Raw genomic sequence first — 14,512 nt, 5'->3', positions numbered from 1 at the left:
ACATCACGCGCGGCCCGCGCTTGATTCCCGCTGGGGCGGGACGGTGCTCACCCCTGAGAGGGAGCGGACCCCGAAGTCGGCCCCGCGAAGGTGACCGAATGCGTGAACCCGCCCGGCCGCAGGCCCCGCTATCGCGGTGGCAGGGCGCCCTGTTCGCGTCCGCGACTTGGATGACCGGGCAGCGTCCTGCCGACGTCGATCGCGGACGCGGGTTCACCGACAGGCACTGAGAGGGAGCGGACCCCGAAGTTGTAGGTGGTGGTCGCCCCCTTGGGAGCGAGCAGGACACCGAGGACGGCGATCGCCGCCGCGGCGAGGAAGCCGGCACGAAGATCGAGGAGATCGCCGAGGAGGCCGATGAGCGGTGCTCCGGCGGCCTGTCCGAGTGCCAGCATCAGGAAGGCCACGCCGACACCGAAGGCGGGCGCCGCCGGGTAAGCCCTGGTGCCCCACAGGATCAGCACCCCGGTCAGTCCGATGTAGACGGCCCCGAAGAGCGCCGCCGCGACGACGAGCGCCGGGAGCGAGCGGGTGGCGAGCGCGAAGAGGGCCGTGGCGGCGGCGAACAGGACCATGCCCGCCGACCAGGCACGGCGCAGTCCCGCGCGGGAGGTCAGTTCGGCGGTGAACGCACCCGCCAGGCCGACCGCGCCGAGCACGATCCACACCACCGTCGAGGCGGTTTCGTCCAGGCCGCCGACGCTCACGGCGATGTCCCGGCCGAACGTCCAGATCGCCGCGCTGGCCAGGCCGAGGGTCGCGGCGGCGGGCAGCAGCCGTCCGGTGGCGGGCGGGAACAGCGGCGACGGCAGTCCTCGCGCGCGGTCGTCCTTCACCGGCGGCACGACCCGCGCGATCCACAAGGTCACCAAGGCCGAGGCCGCGGCGAAGGCCCACCAGGCCATCCGCCAGTCGCCGACGGCGAGCAGGGAGACCGGGCCCGAGACGAGCACGCCGAGTCCGGTCCCGGCGTTCACCACGGACTGGGCACGGTCCCGGCGGGTCACGCGGACGACGCGGGCGACCGCGTCGGCGAGCGAGGGGGAAGCCAGGCCGGTGCTGACTCCGGCGAGGACGACGCCGAGCGCGAGGACGCCCGCGTTCGGCGCGGCCGCGATCAGGGACGTTCCCGCGGTGGCGGCCATCCCGGCGGTGAGCGCCCCCGCCCGCGCGCCCCAGCGGGTCGTCACGGCGGTCGAAGCGACGACCGCGAGGCAGTACGCGACGTAGCTTCCCGCCGCGATGGCGCCGAGCGTGCCGCCGTCGAGGCCGAATTCCGTTCGGAGCGTAGGCGCGAAGAGGCCGTACGCGTACCTCGCGAGCCCGTACGAGACCGCGATCAGCGACAACCCGGCCGCGGTGAAGGTCAGTTCGCGTTTGTACGAAGAAACCATCAGCTCTCCTCCAGGGGTATACCGAGCGGTATACATCTGGAGTATTCCCGCATTTCGCGCTCGGGTCAACCGATCGGTATAGTCGAGGCATGCTGACACCGGCCGGCGAGCGCGTCCTGAGCGCCGCGAGCGAGCTCTTCTACCAGGAGGGCCTGAACGCCGTGGGCGTCGCGGCCATCGCCGAGGCCGCGGGCGTCACGAAGAAGACGCTGTACGCGTCCTTCGGGTCGAAGACGGAGCTCACGATCGCGTACCTGCGAAGCCGTCACGACATCTGGTGGGCGTACCTCGAAGAGCGGCTGGCGGAGGCCGAAGCGCCGCGGGCGCTGACGGTCTTCGACGCCTACGTCGACCACCCCAAGCTCGGGAGCGACCGGGGCTGCGCGTTCCTCAACGCGGCCGCCGAACTGCCCGCCGGGCATCCCGGGCTCGACGTGATCCGGCGGCACAAGGCGGCGGTGCGGGCGAAGTTCGCCGAACTCCTCCGCGAGGACGTCCCGGGCGCGGCCGATCCCGAGCGGCTCGCGGAGCAGCTCTTCCTCCTGCTCGAAGGCGCCGTCGCGCACACCGGCATCGACGGGGACGCGCATCGGGTCACGCTCGCGAGGGAGATCGCGGAGATACTGATGAGGGATCCGCGCGAACCCGGCACACGCTAGAAAGACCCCATGCGACTTTTCGGCCCGCTCCTGGATCGGGCGACCTATCGTCGATGGGTCTACTTCATCCTCGGCGGCGCACTGAGTGTGCCTTATCTGCTCTTCGCCGCCATCATGGTGCCGTCGCTGCTGCCCCTCGTCGTGACGTTGGAACGCGGGACCGTCATCGGGCTGATCACCGTCGTCGTGGTGATGATCGCGTCTTCGTTCATCCCCGCCGTCCGCGTGCTGGAGGGCGCGGCCGTGCGGGAACTGCTGGACGATCCCGTGCCGGGAGTCGTGTTCGGTCCCGCGGGGAACTGGCCCGTCCGCCTGCGTTCGACCGCGATGTTCCTGCTGCACGTGAGCACCGGGTGTGTCGTCAGCCTGGTGAGCCTGTTCGTCCCGGTCGCGTTCGGTTTCACGATCGCGGCCCCGTTCAGCGGCCGGATCGCCCTGACCGACGAGAGCGCGATCGAGGTGCCGAAGGGCTGGGCGAGCGCGTGGATCCCGCTGGCGTGCCTGCTCGGCGTCGTCGCGCTGGCCTACGTCGTGTGGGGTGCGGGCGCGGTGCTGACCCGCTGCGCGAAGAGCCTGCTGGGGGTCTCGGCCGCGGAGCGGATCGCCCAGCTGGAGAAGCGCACCGAACAGCTCGCCGAACGCAACCGGCTCGCGCGCGAACTGCACGACTCGGTCGGGCACGCGCTGAGCGTCGTGACCATCCAGGCCGGCGCGGCGCGGCGCACGCTGAGGTCCGATCCGGAGTTCACCGAGCAGGCACTGACCGCGATCGAGGATTCGGCCCGCGCCGCGCTGGACGATCTCGACCACGTGCTCGGCCTGCTGCGCGACGAGGCGTCGTCCAGGACGCCGCAATCAGGGCTGACGGAGCTGCCCGCGCTGGTCGAGGCCACCCGGCTGGCGGGCGCCGAGGTGTCGGCGGAGATGCGCGGTGATCCGTCCGCGGTGCCGCCGGTCGTCTCGCGTGAGGCGTACAGGATCTTGCAGGAATGCCTGACGAACGCGTTGCGGCACGCCGGTAAGGTGCCCGTGGCGGTCCTCGTCGACGCCGGGGCGGAGCTGTTGCGGGTGCGGGTGTCCAATCCGCTCGGCGACGCGCCGCCGTCACGGGACGGGGGCGGCCGGGGGCTGAGGGGAATGACGGAACGGGTGGAAGTGCTCGGGGGCACGATCACCGCGGGCCGCGCGGACGGATTCTGGAAGGTCGAGGTGGCGGTGCCATGGGGGGAACGGCGATGAGCATCGGGGTGCTGCTGGTCGACGACGAACAGCTCATCCGGGCGGGGCTGCGGGCGATCGTCGCCTCGGAGCCCGATCTGGAGGTCGTCGGCGAAGCGTCCGACGGCGCCGAGGTGCCCGGCCTGGTGTCGCGGTTCCGGCCCGACGTCGTGCTGATGGACGTCCGGATGCCTTCGGTCGACGGGATCCGCGCGACCACGCATCTGATGTCCACTATGGATGATCCGCCGAAGGTGATCGTGGTGACCACCTTCGAAAACGACGACTACGTCTACGACGCCTTGCTCGCCGGGGCGAGCGGCTTCCTGTTGAAGCGGGCCAAGCCCGAGGAGATCGTCGCGGCGATCCGCACCGTGGCGGCGGGGGAGTCGCTGCTGTTCCCGGCGGCGATCCGGCGGCTGGCCGCGCAGCAGGCGAACCGGGGACCACTGGACGGTCTGGCCGGTGCCGGGCTCACCGAACGCGAAAGCGAGGTGCTGCGGCTGATGGCGGGCGGACTGTCCAATGTGGAGATCGCGGGGGAGCTGTACCTCGGCGTGCAGACGGTCAAGACGCACGTCGGGAACGTGCTCGCGAAACTCGGCGCGCGGGACCGGACGCAAGCGGTGATCAAGGCCTACGACACCGGATTCGTCACGCCTGCGGGCTGAACACGGTAGGGTTCCGGCGTGGATACCAACGTCAATCGTCGTCGCCTGCTGGGGCTGGGCACGGTCGCCGCCGCGGGCGCGGTGCTCGGGACGGCGCAGGTCGCCCAAGCCGCCGAAGAGTCCGATCAGGACATCGCCGCCGTCGACGCCGCGTCCGCCGCGCGCCGGATTTCCCAGGTCTACGCCCGTGAAACCGCGAAGGCGGGCGGCACCTGGTCTTCCTATGTCAGTGTCGCGGATTCCGCCGGGAACCCGGTCCCCGCCGTCTCCGAGCGGGCCGACGACGTGGTCGAGGCCTACAGCGTCAACAAGATCGCCGTCGCCGCGGCGGTGCTCGACAAGATCGACCGCGGACTGCTCACTTTGGACCAGCGGGTCGACGTCACGGCCGACATCGTCATCAAGGACACCGACGGCATCTTCGCCCTCGACGGCGCGTACCCGAGTTCGGTGACGCTCGGGCACGCGATGGCCGCGCTGCTGACGCTGTCCGACAACACCGCCGTCCGTCTGTGCGGACTGGTCTGCCCCGCCGCGGAACTCAACGAAATCCTGCGCGGCAAGGGTTTCGTGCACACGCAGGTCGTTCCGGTGGCGAACCCGAACCGGTTCTTCCTCGGCAAGACGACCCCGGCCGAAACGCATACGCTGCTGCGGAAACTGGTCGACGGGACCCTGCTCTCGGCGAAGTCCACCGAGTACCTGCTGAACATCCTGCGTTCGCTGAGCGCGTTCACCGACGGCGTGCGGCTCGACCTGACCTCGGCCGAGCGGCTGCGGGTCGCGACGAAGGCGGGCTGGTTCAACGACGGCCGCAACGAGGCGGGCGTGATGTTCAGCGCGGACGGCAAGCCGATCCTCACCTACGCGCTCTTCGCTTCCGGCGCGTTCGCCGGTGATCCCGCGGTGAACAAGGACGACTTCGCCGCGACGCATCCGGCGTTGCGGGCGCGGGCGAGGCTCGGCAGGACGATGTTCCGCTCGGTCGAGAAGCTGACGGCCGCCACCGCACGCACCTACGCGGCCGCTCCGTACCGGGCGGCCAACGGCGGCTGACCGTCAGTCTCCGCAGACCTGCGCTGACGTTGCGAAAGCCACTTTCGCAACGTTGAAGGTTGCGAAAGTGGCTTTCGCAACGCGACTTGTCCTCAGCGGACCAGGTCAGTCGAGGGCGGCGAGGATCAGCGCGGCCATCGCGGCGGGATCCCCGTTTTCCGGGCGCAGCACCAGATCCGGGCTCTCGGGTTGCTCGTAGGGAGCGTCCACCCCGGTGAACCCGCTGATCTCGCCGGCCCGCGCCTTCGCGTACATCCCCTTGGGGTCGCGGTCTTCGCAGACCTCCAGCGGGGTGTCGACGAAGATCTCGAGGAACGGCAGCCCGGCGGCCTCGTGCGTGGCGCGGGCGAGTTCGCGGTCGGCGCGGTACGGGCTGATCAAGGAGACCACCGAGACCACGCCGGCGTCGGCGAACAGCTTCGCGACCTCGGCGACGCGGCGGACGTTCTCGGCGCGATCGGCGGGGCTGAAGCCGAGGTTCCCGTTCAGCCCGTGCCGCAGGTTGTCGCCGTCCAGCAGGTACGCGGGCCTGCCTGAAGCCACCAGCCGCCGCTCCAGTTCCACGGCCACACTCGATTTCCCGGACGCGGACAGCCCGGTGAGCCAGACGGTGAGCCCGCGTGTCGCGCGTTCCGCCCTGGTGACCGCGGCGGTATGCCAGACGACGTTCGACGCGGTCACGCTCGGCCCGGTGATCATGCCCGCCGCGACCGTCGCGCCGGAATGCTCGTCCACGAGCAGGAAACCTCCGGTGGAGCGGTTGCGGCGGTAGGAATCGAAGAGCAGTGGCTGCCGGGCACGCAGCCGGATCCGGCCGATTTCGTTGAGCGACAACGACTTCGCGGTCTCGTCGCGGTGCAGGGTGGTGACGTCGAGCCGGTAGTCCAGGTCGCGGATCTCGGCCTTGGTCTCCCTGGTGGTGTGCCGCACGACGTAGGTGGAGCCGGGTGTCAGCGAGCTTTGTTCGGAGAACCAGCACACCATCGCGTCGACGTCCCGGCTCGTGTGGGGACGGTTGCCGGGGCGGCAGATCAGGTCACCGCGGCCGAGGTCGAGGTCGTCTTCGAGTTCGATCGTGACGGCCTGCGAGGCGAAGGCCTCGGTGACCGTGGTGCCGCCCGGGCCCCAGATCGCGCGTACCGTGGAGGTGAAGCCGGAGGGCAGGACGGCGACCTCGTCACCGGGTTTGAACACCCCGCCCGCGATGGTGCCCGCGTAACCGCGGAAGTCGCGGCTGTGCTCACGGATCACGTACTGCACGGGGAATCGCGCGTCGATGAGGTTGCGATCCGAGGCCACGTGCACCTGTTCGAGATGATGCAGCAGGGAAGTCCCTTCGTACCAAGGCATACTGGCGCCCCGGTGGACGACGTTGTCGCCGTGCAAGGCCGACATCGGCACGAAGGTGAGATCGTGCACCTGAAGCTTCATGGCGAAGCGGCGGAACTCCTCGCGGATCTCTTCGAAGCGTTCCTGCGACCAGCCGACCAGGTCCATCTTGTTGACGCACAGCACCAGATGCGGGATTCCCAGCAGGCTGGCCAGGAACGCGTGCCGTCGCGACTGTTCGAGCACGCCTTTGCGGGCGTCGATCAGGATCAGCGCGAGATCCGCCGTGGAGGCGCCGGTGACCATGTTCCGGGTGTACTGCACGTGTCCCGGCGTGTCGGCGATGATGAACTTCCGCCGTGGCGTGGCGAAATAGCGATGGGCGACGTCGATCGTGATGCCTTGTTCGCGCTCGGCGCGCAGACCGTCGGTCAGCAGCGCGAGGTTCGGGTACGCCTCGCCGCGGTCGCGGCTGGTGCGTTCGATGGCTTCGAGCTGGTCGGTGAACACCGTCTTCGAATCGAACAGCAGGCGGCCGATCAGCGTCGACTTCCCGTCGTCGACGCTGCCCGCGGTCGCGAGGCGGACCAGTGAAGCGCCCATCAGAAGTAGCCTTCCTTCTTCCGGTCTTCCATACCCGCCTCGGAGATCCGGTCGTCGGCGCGGGTGGCGCCGCGTTCGGTGAGCCTGCTGACCGCCACTTCGGCGACCACCTCGCCCGGTGACGTCGCCACCGACTCGACACAGCCGGTGCAGGTCGCGTCGCCGACGGTGCGGAAGCGAACCGTTGCCTCGTAAGGACTTTCGCTTTCGTTCACCGTGAGAAAGCGCGTGTGCGCGAGGAGCATGCCGTCCCGCTGGACGACCGGACGCTGGTGTGAGTAGTAGATCGAGGGCAGGTCGACATTCTCCGCTTCGATGTACTGCCAGATGTCGAGCTCGGTCCAGTTGGACAGCGGGAAGACGCGGATGTGCTCACCCTTGCGGTGCCTGCCGTTGTACAGATCCCACAGCTCCGGCCGCTGATTGCGCGGATCCCACTGGCCGAACTCGTCTCGGAAGCTGAAGACCCGTTCCTTCGCGCGGGCCTTCTCTTCGTCGCGCCGGGCGCCGCCGAAGACCGCGTCGAAGGAATGCTCGCGAATTCCCCGCAGCAGGGCGACGGTCTGGAGCCGGTTGCGGCCGGCCTTCGGGTCTCCGACGACCCGGCCCGCGTCGATGTCGTCCTGGACGCTGGAGACGACGAGCCGGAGCCCGTACCTGTCGACCGTGCGATCCCGGAACTCGATGACCTCGTCGAAGTTGTGCCCGGTGTCGACGTGCATCACCGGGAACGGTGGCGGCGACGGCCAGAACGCCTTGGCCGCGACGTGGAGCATCACCATCGAATCCTTGCCGCCGGAGAACAGCAGCACGGGCCGTTCGAAGGTCGCCGCGACCTCGCGGAAGATGTGCACGGCTTCGGCTTCGAGTGCTTCGAGATGGGTGAGCTCGTAGGCCGGGGACGCCATCGTGACCTCCGTCGTTCGAGATCAGAAAAGTAGAACAAGTTCTTGTGCTTGGTCAAGGGGAGGAGGACGCTGTCGGCATGGACCTGGTCGCACTCGAAGAGATCCGACGCCTCAAAGCCCGCTACCTCCGCTGCCTCGACCTCAAGCTGTGGGACGAGATGGCCGGGACCCTGACCGCCGACGTGCACGCGCGATACGGAACGCCGTCATATGGCAAACCGCTGACCTTCGAAGGCCGCGAAGCGATCGTCGAGTTCTTCCGCAACGCTGTCGGCCCAGGCGTCACCACGGTGCACTTCGCCGGGCAGCCGGAGATCGACGTCGACGGCGACACCGCGACGGGCACCTGGCTGATGCGGGACAAGGTGATCGTGCCCGAGCACCGGGTGATCATCGAGGGGGCGGCGTACTACGAGGACACCTATCGGCGGGTGGACGGCGTGTGGCTGACCGCGTCCACCCAGTACGACCGGCTGTACGAAACGATGATGTCGATGGACGACGTGCCGAGCCTGAAGCTCACCGCGAACCGGTGGTCCTCCTGACCCGCGTTTCGTCCTCTAAATGCGTTCGTGGCCTCGGGTGTCGTGAAGGGGTCCTTTGAGACGTTGAGCGTCCTGAAGGGGTCCTTCGGGACACCCGGGCGGCGCGAGCAACCGACGCATTTAGAGGACGAAATGCGTCAGGTGTCGCGGCGCGTTCGGTGCCCCCAATGTGGCATTGGGGACGCCGGGTGGCGGCTGATCCTGGGTGTGGCGCTCGTGGTTCGCATTTCGTCCTCTAAATGCGGCGTGGCTCGCGTGTCGTGAAGGGGTCCTTTGAGACGTTGAGCGTCCTGAAGGGGCCCTTCAGGACGCCGGGCGGCGCGAGCAACCGACGCATTTAGAGGACTAAACGCGTGGGGTGGCGGCCCCCGGATTCCGCCGTGACGGCATCGGCGGCCGCGACCAGCGCGGCGCCCCGGCGCGCGATCTCCGCACCGGTGATCGGTTCGCCGACCGACAGCGTGAGCACCAGTTCCTGCCGTCCCGAAGCGTCGAACGTCGGGGCGGCCAGCAGGCTCACCGCGTGCTTGCGCCGCGGCTCCAGATCGGCGCCGAGGTAGACGCGCTCGCCGAGACTCGACACGAGTTCTCCCACGAGGCCCCGCACTTCCGGTGGCAGTTCCTCCGCGCCGACGCCCGCCATCAGCGCGTAGAGCCGCCGCCCCGCGGAAGTCAGGCTCTCCACCAGATAGCCGTGCTCCCGGCATTCGGCGACGACGCGGCGAAGGTGCGCTTCGTCCAGTCGCACCGGGACCGCCGGCGGCTTGGCCAGCCACGCGTCGAACGCCGCGTCGGAGTCCCACAGCACGTACATCAGGCCCACCGGCGGCGCGAACGGATACGTCTCGCCGAGTTTGACCCGGCCCGGGCCGGCGCTCTGCAGCATCAGGATCCGGTCGCCGACCACCGCCGACGCCGTGCACGTCGCGCTGTAGCGCCTGCTCAAGTCCTCCAGATGCCGTCGCGCGACCTCGCTCGCGCCGAAACCCTCGCTCGCGACGCGGCCGGCGGTGACCATCGCGGGCCCCAGTCGGTAGGTGACCGGCTGGGGGTCTCGGACCAGATAGCCGCCCGCCGTCAGCTCGGTCACGATGCCTAGGCAGGTCGGTTTCGCCAGGTCGAGCTCGCGCGCGAGCTCCGAAAGACCGAAGCGCCGGCCGGGGTTCGAGGCGAAGAAGTCGAGCAGCCGCACGACTCGCTCGGTGGGCGGGGAGTGTCGGGCCATTGACCCATCCTTAGAACGCGTTCTAGTCTGACCGTGCGAAGAACGTACCAAGTCGGTACATATTTGTACCAGTATGAGGAGTCGCCGGTGCTCACTCAACCGCTCGCGGACGCGATCGCCGAAGCCGAGAAGGTCATCGCGGAGGCGCCGCACATCCGCACCGAACAGGATCTGGTCGAGGGGTACGACTACCTCGCCGGCAGTATCCGCGCCTCCCTGCAGATGGCGTGGGCCTACGAACGCGACTACCCGTTCTTCACCCAGTCCACCGGGCCGTACACGAAGATGGGCCTGGACAACCCGGACACGCTGTACTTCAACGCGAACATCCGCGAGGACCGCGAGTACGTCGTCACCGGGACGCGGGGGAGCACGGCCGACGTCAGTTTCCAGGTCCTCAACGGCGATTACTCGCCCGTCGAGGTGCCGGACAGCCTCGCCGCCTTCGACGACCGCGAGATCGAAATCGCCGACGACGGCACGTTCGAACTCCGCTTCGGCCCGGCGAAACCCGACCCCGGCCCCAATTATTTCGTCCTCGGCCCGGGTTCGTCGATGCTCGTGGTGCGCGAGGTCTACAGCGACTGGGCCACCGAACGCCGCGGCACGATCCAGATCCAGTGCGCCGACACCGCGGGCGGCGCCCCCGCGCCGCTCACCCGCGACGGGCTGGCCAAACGGTACGGCGTCACCGGCAAGATCCTGCTGAGCAGGCTGCGCACCTTCCTCGCCTTCCCGAAGTGGTTCTACCTGAACCTGCCGGTGAACACGATGACCGAGCCGCGCCCCACGCCGGGCGGCCTGACCACGCAGTACTCGTCGGCGGGGCACTACGAACTCGGCGACGAAGAGGTCATGATCGTGACGGTGCCGCGTTCGGACGCGCCCTATCAGGGCATCCAGCTCGGCAGCGTCTGGTATCTCTCACTCGACTACATCAACCATCAGACGAGCCTCACCGCCGACCAGGCGCGGGTCGACCCGGACGGCAAGATCCGCTTCGTGATCAGCGAACGCGACCCGGGCCTGGCGAATTGGCTCGAACGCACGGGGCACGACCGCGGGTACGTCCAGATCCGCTGGCAGCGCCTCTCCCGTGCGCTCGACGGAACCGACGGTCCCGAGGTCGAGGTGGTGAAGTTCGGCGAACTCGCCGACCGGTTGCCGTACTACGACGAGGCGCGGGTGACCCCGCGAGAATGGGCGGACCGGATCTCGGCGCGTCAGAACGCCGTCGCGGCGAGGATGCTGGGATGACGGATCTCGTGCGGGACAAGGTGATCGTGGTCTCCGGTGTCGGTCCGGGGCTCGGCCGGTCCATCGCCACGCGCTGTGCCGCGGCGGGCGCCGACGTCGTCCTCGCCGCCCGCACCGAAGCACGGCTCGCCGAGGTCGCGAAGGAGGTCGACGCGCTCGGCCGCCGCGCGGTCACCGTGCCCACCGACATCACCGACGACGCTTCGGCCGCGAACCTCGCCGAGACCGCCTTGACGGCGTTCGGCCGGGTGGACGCCTTGGTGAACAACGCTTTCGCCATCCCGCCGATCATGGATCTCGCCGACGTCGACCTCGCCGACGTGCGGGCGGGTTTCGAGACCAACGTGCTCGCCGCCCTGCGGCTCACGCGACTGTTCACGCCTTCGCTCGCCGAGAGCGGCGGCTCGGTCGTGATGATCAATTCGGCCGTACTGCGGCATTCCCGGCGGACGTTCGGCGCGTACAAGATGGCGAAGGCCAGCCTGCTCGCGCTCGCGCAGAGCCTCGCCTCGGAACTCGGGCCGCGGGAGATCCGGGTCAATTCCGTGGCACCCGGCTACATCTGGGCGGACTCGCTGAAATGGTATTTCGCTTACCTGGCCAAGGAACGCGGGGTGCCGCCGGAGCAGGTGTACGCCGAGACGGCGGAGACGATCGACCTGCGCCGCCTGCCGGAGCCGGACGAGATCGCGGACACCGTCGTGTTCCTCGCCTCGTCGCTCGCCCGCTGCGTCACCGGCCAGTGCCTCGACGTCAACGCCGGCGAATATCACCACTGAATCCAGGAGAGAACATGCTGCCAGGGCGGGAAAACATCGGCACCGTGGACGATCTGCACGCGTCGGCGGCGAAGCTCACCGGCTTGGACGACTTCGGCGGCGAAGACCATCTCGAAGGTCTCCGCGTGCTGCTGGATTCGTACACCCGCGAGGCGGGTTTGACCCCGTACGGCAACAAGATCCATCGCGCGTTCCTGCGCGGGGCGCTGGTGGCGAGGTCGCTGAGCGAGGCCTCGTGGAAGCAGAACCCGGAGTACGCCGACGTGCCCGTCGAACGGCCGATCTTCGTCACCGGCCTGCCGCGCACCGGCACCACGGCGCTGCACCGGCTGCTCACCGAGGATCCGGCGCACCAAGGGCTGGAGGTCTGGCTGACCGAGGTGCCGCAACCGCGGCCGCCACGCGAGACGTGGGCGGAAAACCCGGTCTTCCAAGGGATCCAGGCGGGTTATGAGAAGCACCATGTCGAGCATCCCGAGTTCATGGGGCTGCACCACATGTCCGCCGATCAGGTCGAGGAATGCTGGCAGCTGCTGCGGCAGTCGCTGAAATCGGTGTCCTACGAATGCCTCGCGCACGTGCCGTCGTATTCGCGCTGGCTGGACGGGCAGAGCTGGACCGACGCCTATCGCAGGCACCGGCGCAACCTGCAGCTCATCGGCCTGCCGGACGCCGGGCGCCGCTGGGTGCTCAAGAACCCGAGCCATCTTTTCGCGCTCGACGCGCTGCTGGAGGTGTACCCGGACGCACTCATCGTCCAGACCCATCGCGCGCCGAGTACCATCGTCGCGTCGGTGTGCAGCCTGAACGAGCAGGCTTCGGAGGGCTGGTCCGACGTCTTCCGCGGCGACGTGATCGGCCGCAGTCAGCTGGACCTCTGGGCGCGGGGTGCGGAAAAGTCACTGGAGGCAAGGAAAAGGCACGATCCCGCGCAGTTCTGCGATATCCGGTATGAGGATTTCGTCGGCGACCCGATCGGCACGGTCGAGGGCGTCTACCGGCATTTCGGTCTCCCGCTGAGCGACGCCGCGCGGGACGCGATGACGGTCGTGCACGCCGAAAGCCGTTCGGGGGAAAGAAAACCCGTGCACCGGTACGACCTCGCGGACTTCGGGCTCACCGCCGGCGAGGTCGACGAACGCTTCTCGGCCTACCGCGCCGCCTACGATCTCTGACGGTCAGAAGCCGGCGACGCGCTGCGAGGGCAGGCCGCGCGTCGTGATCCCGCGCAGCACCTCGACCCGGTCCGACCCCGGACGCCCGAGCACCCAGCTCGACCCTGGGACTTCCTTGGCCTGCTTCTTCAACGGTGCCAGCAGACGGGAAGCGTCCTTGTAGGACCGGATGGCGCCGTTCCCGCACACCAGGGTCGCCAGCGAGACCGTCACCGGGAGCCCGTCGGCCGACCACGGCGTGTCCAGCAGCGCGGCGGCGACCGTACCGATCTCGTCGACGTCGCAGGCGATCAGGAAATCGTCCCCGCCCACGTGGCTGACGCGCATCCGGCGCAGCCGGGCCTCCAGATCGGTGAGCGTCCGGCCGAGCGTGCGGATCAGATCGTCGCCCGCCGCGAACCCGGCGGTGTCGTTGACCGTCTTGAACGAATCGACGTCCAGCCAGGCAGCGACGAACGGCTCCCGGGCGTTGATCCGGCGATCGACGTCCCTCGCGACGGCGTCGCTGCCGGGCAGACGGGTCAGCGGGCTCAGCGAGACCGCCTCCTCGACCTTCGCCTCCGCGACCCCGCGGACGACCTCGTTCACCAGCACTACGCCGACACACCGGCCGCGGTCGTCGACCACCACGACGTCGTCGCCGGTCCGGCCCCAGTCCGCGTCGGTGACCAGTTCGAGGAATTCGAGCGCGCTCGCGTCGGCGTGGATCGTGTGCGGCCGGTCGGCGAGCCGCGACGCCGGCCGTTTGGCGTGCAGGGCGTGGCCGTACAACCCGGTGACCGCGACGAGGAACCGGGTCCGGTCGATCGACCACTGTGGACGGTGCCGGTCGTCGATGCCGACGATGCCGCTCGGGCCGTCGGCGGCGGCCAGCACCTCGCGTACGTCGTCGCAGGTCGCGTCTTCCGGCAGCGTGGTCGCGGGCCGGAGGAAGTCGCCGACGCGGCGGGCGCGGGCGGTGCCGGGGATGAACGGCCCTGGCGCGTCCGGCGCGGGCAGCGGCGCGTGGTCGCCGTCCGGCGGGGCGAGGAGATTGCCCTGCGCGATCCGCACCCCGAGCCGCCGCGCGGACTCCAGCTGCTCCGTGGTTTCGAGCCCGGTCGCGACCAGGCGGTTGTCGGTGCGCGACGCGAAGTGCAGCACCGCTTCGACCACCGCGACGGCGGCGGGGTCGTGCGGCAGGCCGCGCAGCACGCTGCGGTCGAGTTTCACCAGGTCGACGGGTGCCGAAGCGAGCAGCGTCAGCGGGAGGTCGCCGCGGCCGAGGCCGTCGAGCGCGAGCCGGAAGCCGAGTTCGGTGAGCCGCCGCATACCGGTCAGCAGCAGGTCGGCGGGGATCTGCGTGAACGGCGGCCCGATCTCCAGCACCACGTCCCTGGTCCGGCGGCCTGCCAGGCTGAGCGCGTCGGTCAGCGGGTCGAACTGGGACGGCGGCGCCGCCACCGTCCGCGCGGACAGGTTGAGGTGCAGGGGGAGGGCGGCCTGCGGTTCACGCAGCTGCCGCACGGCCTCGGCGGCCAGCCCGACGTCGACCTCGGCCAGCCTGCCGTTGCGCCGGGCGTCGGCGAGCAACTCGTGGGCGGTCCCACGGCCCGGCCGCGCCAAAGCTTCGAACGCGACGACGCCACCGGTGTGCAGGCTGTACAACGGCTGGTAAGCGAAGCGGACAGCGATCTGCAACGTCACAAGCGAA

The 14,512-nt window shown here is 69.4% G+C and carries 13 protein-coding genes; 8 read left to right on the top strand and 5 right to left on the bottom strand.

The features are described 5' to 3' along the window. Positions 1–128: 128 nt before the first annotated feature. Positions 129–1,394, bottom strand: a complete 1,266-nt coding sequence (locus tag AVR91_RS30215) for an MFS transporter (protein WP_228709392.1) — start codon at positions 1,392–1,394, stop codon at positions 129–131. Between the two features lie 89 nt (positions 1,395–1,483). On the opposite strand from AVR91_RS30215, the gene AVR91_RS30210 reads away from it, so the two are divergent. Genes AVR91_RS30210 through AVR91_RS30195 form a run of 4 tightly spaced genes read left to right on the top strand, consistent with a single transcriptional unit; the run spans position 1,484 to position 4,998 of the window. After that, a complete protein-coding gene (locus AVR91_RS30210; protein ID WP_063276050.1) occupies positions 1,484–2,053 on the top strand; it encodes a TetR/AcrR family transcriptional regulator in 570 nt (189 codons plus the stop codon). A 9-nt stretch (positions 2,054–2,062) separates the two neighbouring features. Then, positions 2,063–3,292, top strand: a complete 1,230-nt coding sequence (locus tag AVR91_RS30205; RefSeq protein WP_063276049.1) for a sensor histidine kinase — start codon at positions 2,063–2,065, stop codon at positions 3,290–3,292. After that, a complete protein-coding gene (locus AVR91_RS30200; RefSeq protein WP_063276048.1) occupies positions 3,289–3,942 on the top strand; it encodes a response regulator in 654 nt (217 codons plus the stop codon). The genes AVR91_RS30205 and AVR91_RS30200 overlap by 4 nt, the downstream gene beginning before the upstream one ends. A gap of 18 nt (positions 3,943–3,960) precedes the next feature. Further along, positions 3,961–4,998 carry a serine hydrolase gene (locus tag AVR91_RS30195; protein WP_143254153.1) on the top strand — a complete coding sequence of 346 codons (1,038 nt, stop codon included), beginning with the start codon at positions 3,961–3,963 and terminating at the stop codon, positions 4,996–4,998. A 105-nt stretch (positions 4,999–5,103) separates the two neighbouring features. On the opposite strand, the gene cysC is transcribed toward AVR91_RS30195, so the two are convergent. Together cysC and cysD are read right to left on the bottom strand one after the other, a co-directional pair. After that, positions 5,104–6,930 (bottom strand): adenylyl-sulfate kinase, encoded by a 1,827-nt coding sequence (cysC, locus tag AVR91_RS30190; protein WP_063276047.1) that lies wholly within the window; start codon positions 6,928–6,930, stop codon positions 5,104–5,106. Then, a complete protein-coding gene (gene cysD, locus AVR91_RS30185) occupies positions 6,930–7,838 on the bottom strand; it encodes a sulfate adenylyltransferase subunit CysD (protein WP_063276046.1) in 909 nt (302 codons plus the stop codon). Before cysD ends, cysC begins: the two co-directional genes overlap by 1 nt. A gap of 77 nt (positions 7,839–7,915) precedes the next feature. Here cysD and AVR91_RS30180 point away from each other — a divergent pair, with 77 nt between their 5' ends. Then, the gene (locus AVR91_RS30180) at positions 7,916–8,383 is read left to right on the top strand and encodes a nuclear transport factor 2 family protein (RefSeq protein WP_016333182.1); all 468 of its coding nucleotides are present in this window, start codon (positions 7,916–7,918) and stop codon (positions 8,381–8,383) included. A 337-nt stretch (positions 8,384–8,720) separates the two neighbouring features. Here the strand turns inward: AVR91_RS30180 and AVR91_RS30175 are convergent, their stop codons facing one another. Beyond that, positions 8,721–9,608, bottom strand: a complete 888-nt coding sequence (locus AVR91_RS30175; protein ID WP_063276045.1) for a helix-turn-helix domain-containing protein — start codon at positions 9,606–9,608, stop codon at positions 8,721–8,723. Positions 9,609–9,695: 87 nt separating this feature from the next. Here AVR91_RS30175 and AVR91_RS30170 point away from each other — a divergent pair, with 87 nt between their 5' ends. The 3 genes from AVR91_RS30170 to AVR91_RS30160 are packed head-to-tail and all read left to right on the top strand — an operon-like array spanning position 9,696 to position 12,819. Next, positions 9,696–10,865 (top strand): DUF1214 domain-containing protein, encoded by a 1,170-nt coding sequence (locus tag AVR91_RS30170; protein ID WP_063276044.1) that lies wholly within the window; start codon positions 9,696–9,698, stop codon positions 10,863–10,865. Further along, on the top strand, positions 10,862–11,644 hold the full coding sequence (locus AVR91_RS30165; RefSeq protein ID WP_063276043.1) for an SDR family oxidoreductase: 783 nt from the start codon (positions 10,862–10,864) through the stop codon (positions 11,642–11,644). The genes AVR91_RS30170 and AVR91_RS30165 overlap by 4 nt, the downstream gene beginning before the upstream one ends. Before the next feature lie 14 nt (positions 11,645–11,658). Then, the gene (locus AVR91_RS30160) at positions 11,659–12,819 is read left to right on the top strand and encodes a sulfotransferase family protein (RefSeq protein WP_063276042.1); all 1,161 of its coding nucleotides are present in this window, start codon (positions 11,659–11,661) and stop codon (positions 12,817–12,819) included. Between the two features lie 3 nt (positions 12,820–12,822). Here AVR91_RS30160 and AVR91_RS30155 read toward each other — a convergent pair whose 3' ends face one another. Beyond that, entirely contained in the window at positions 12,823–14,505 is a 1,683-nt protein-coding gene (locus tag AVR91_RS30155) for a GGDEF domain-containing protein (RefSeq protein ID WP_063276041.1), read from the bottom strand. Positions 14,506–14,512 lie beyond the last annotated feature (7 nt).

The organism is Amycolatopsis keratiniphila subsp. keratiniphila, from assembly GCF_001620365.2.
In the GTDB taxonomy this organism is placed as follows: Bacteria; Actinomycetota; Actinomycetes; order Mycobacteriales; family Pseudonocardiaceae; genus Amycolatopsis; species Amycolatopsis keratiniphila.
The sequence above is the reverse complement of the archived record's forward strand: the minus strand, read 5'-3'. Positions and strand labels throughout refer to the sequence as shown.

Coding starts and splice junctions, on each gene's coding strand:
- AVR91_RS30215 (WP_228709392.1), bottom strand. CDS start 1,394: ATGGTTTCTTCGTACAAACGCGAACTGACCTTCACCGCGGCCGGGTTG.
- AVR91_RS30210 (WP_063276050.1), top strand. CDS start 1,484: ATGCTGACACCGGCCGGCGAGCGCGTCCTGAGCGCCGCGAGCGAGCTC.
- AVR91_RS30205 (WP_063276049.1), top strand. CDS start 2,063: ATGCGACTTTTCGGCCCGCTCCTGGATCGGGCGACCTATCGTCGATGG.
- AVR91_RS30200 (WP_063276048.1), top strand. CDS start 3,289: ATGAGCATCGGGGTGCTGCTGGTCGACGACGAACAGCTCATCCGGGCG.
- cysC (WP_063276047.1), bottom strand. CDS start 6,930: ATGGGCGCTTCACTGGTCCGCCTCGCGACCGCGGGCAGCGTCGACGAC.
- cysD (WP_063276046.1), bottom strand. CDS start 7,838: ATGGCGTCCCCGGCCTACGAGCTCACCCATCTCGAAGCACTCGAAGCC.
- AVR91_RS30180 (WP_016333182.1), top strand. CDS start 7,916: ATGGACCTGGTCGCACTCGAAGAGATCCGACGCCTCAAAGCCCGCTAC.
- AVR91_RS30175 (WP_063276045.1), bottom strand. CDS start 9,608: ATGGCCCGACACTCCCCGCCCACCGAGCGAGTCGTGCGGCTGCTCGAC.
- AVR91_RS30165 (WP_063276043.1), top strand. CDS start 10,862: ATGACGGATCTCGTGCGGGACAAGGTGATCGTGGTCTCCGGTGTCGGT.
- AVR91_RS30160 (WP_063276042.1), top strand. CDS start 11,659: ATGCTGCCAGGGCGGGAAAACATCGGCACCGTGGACGATCTGCACGCG.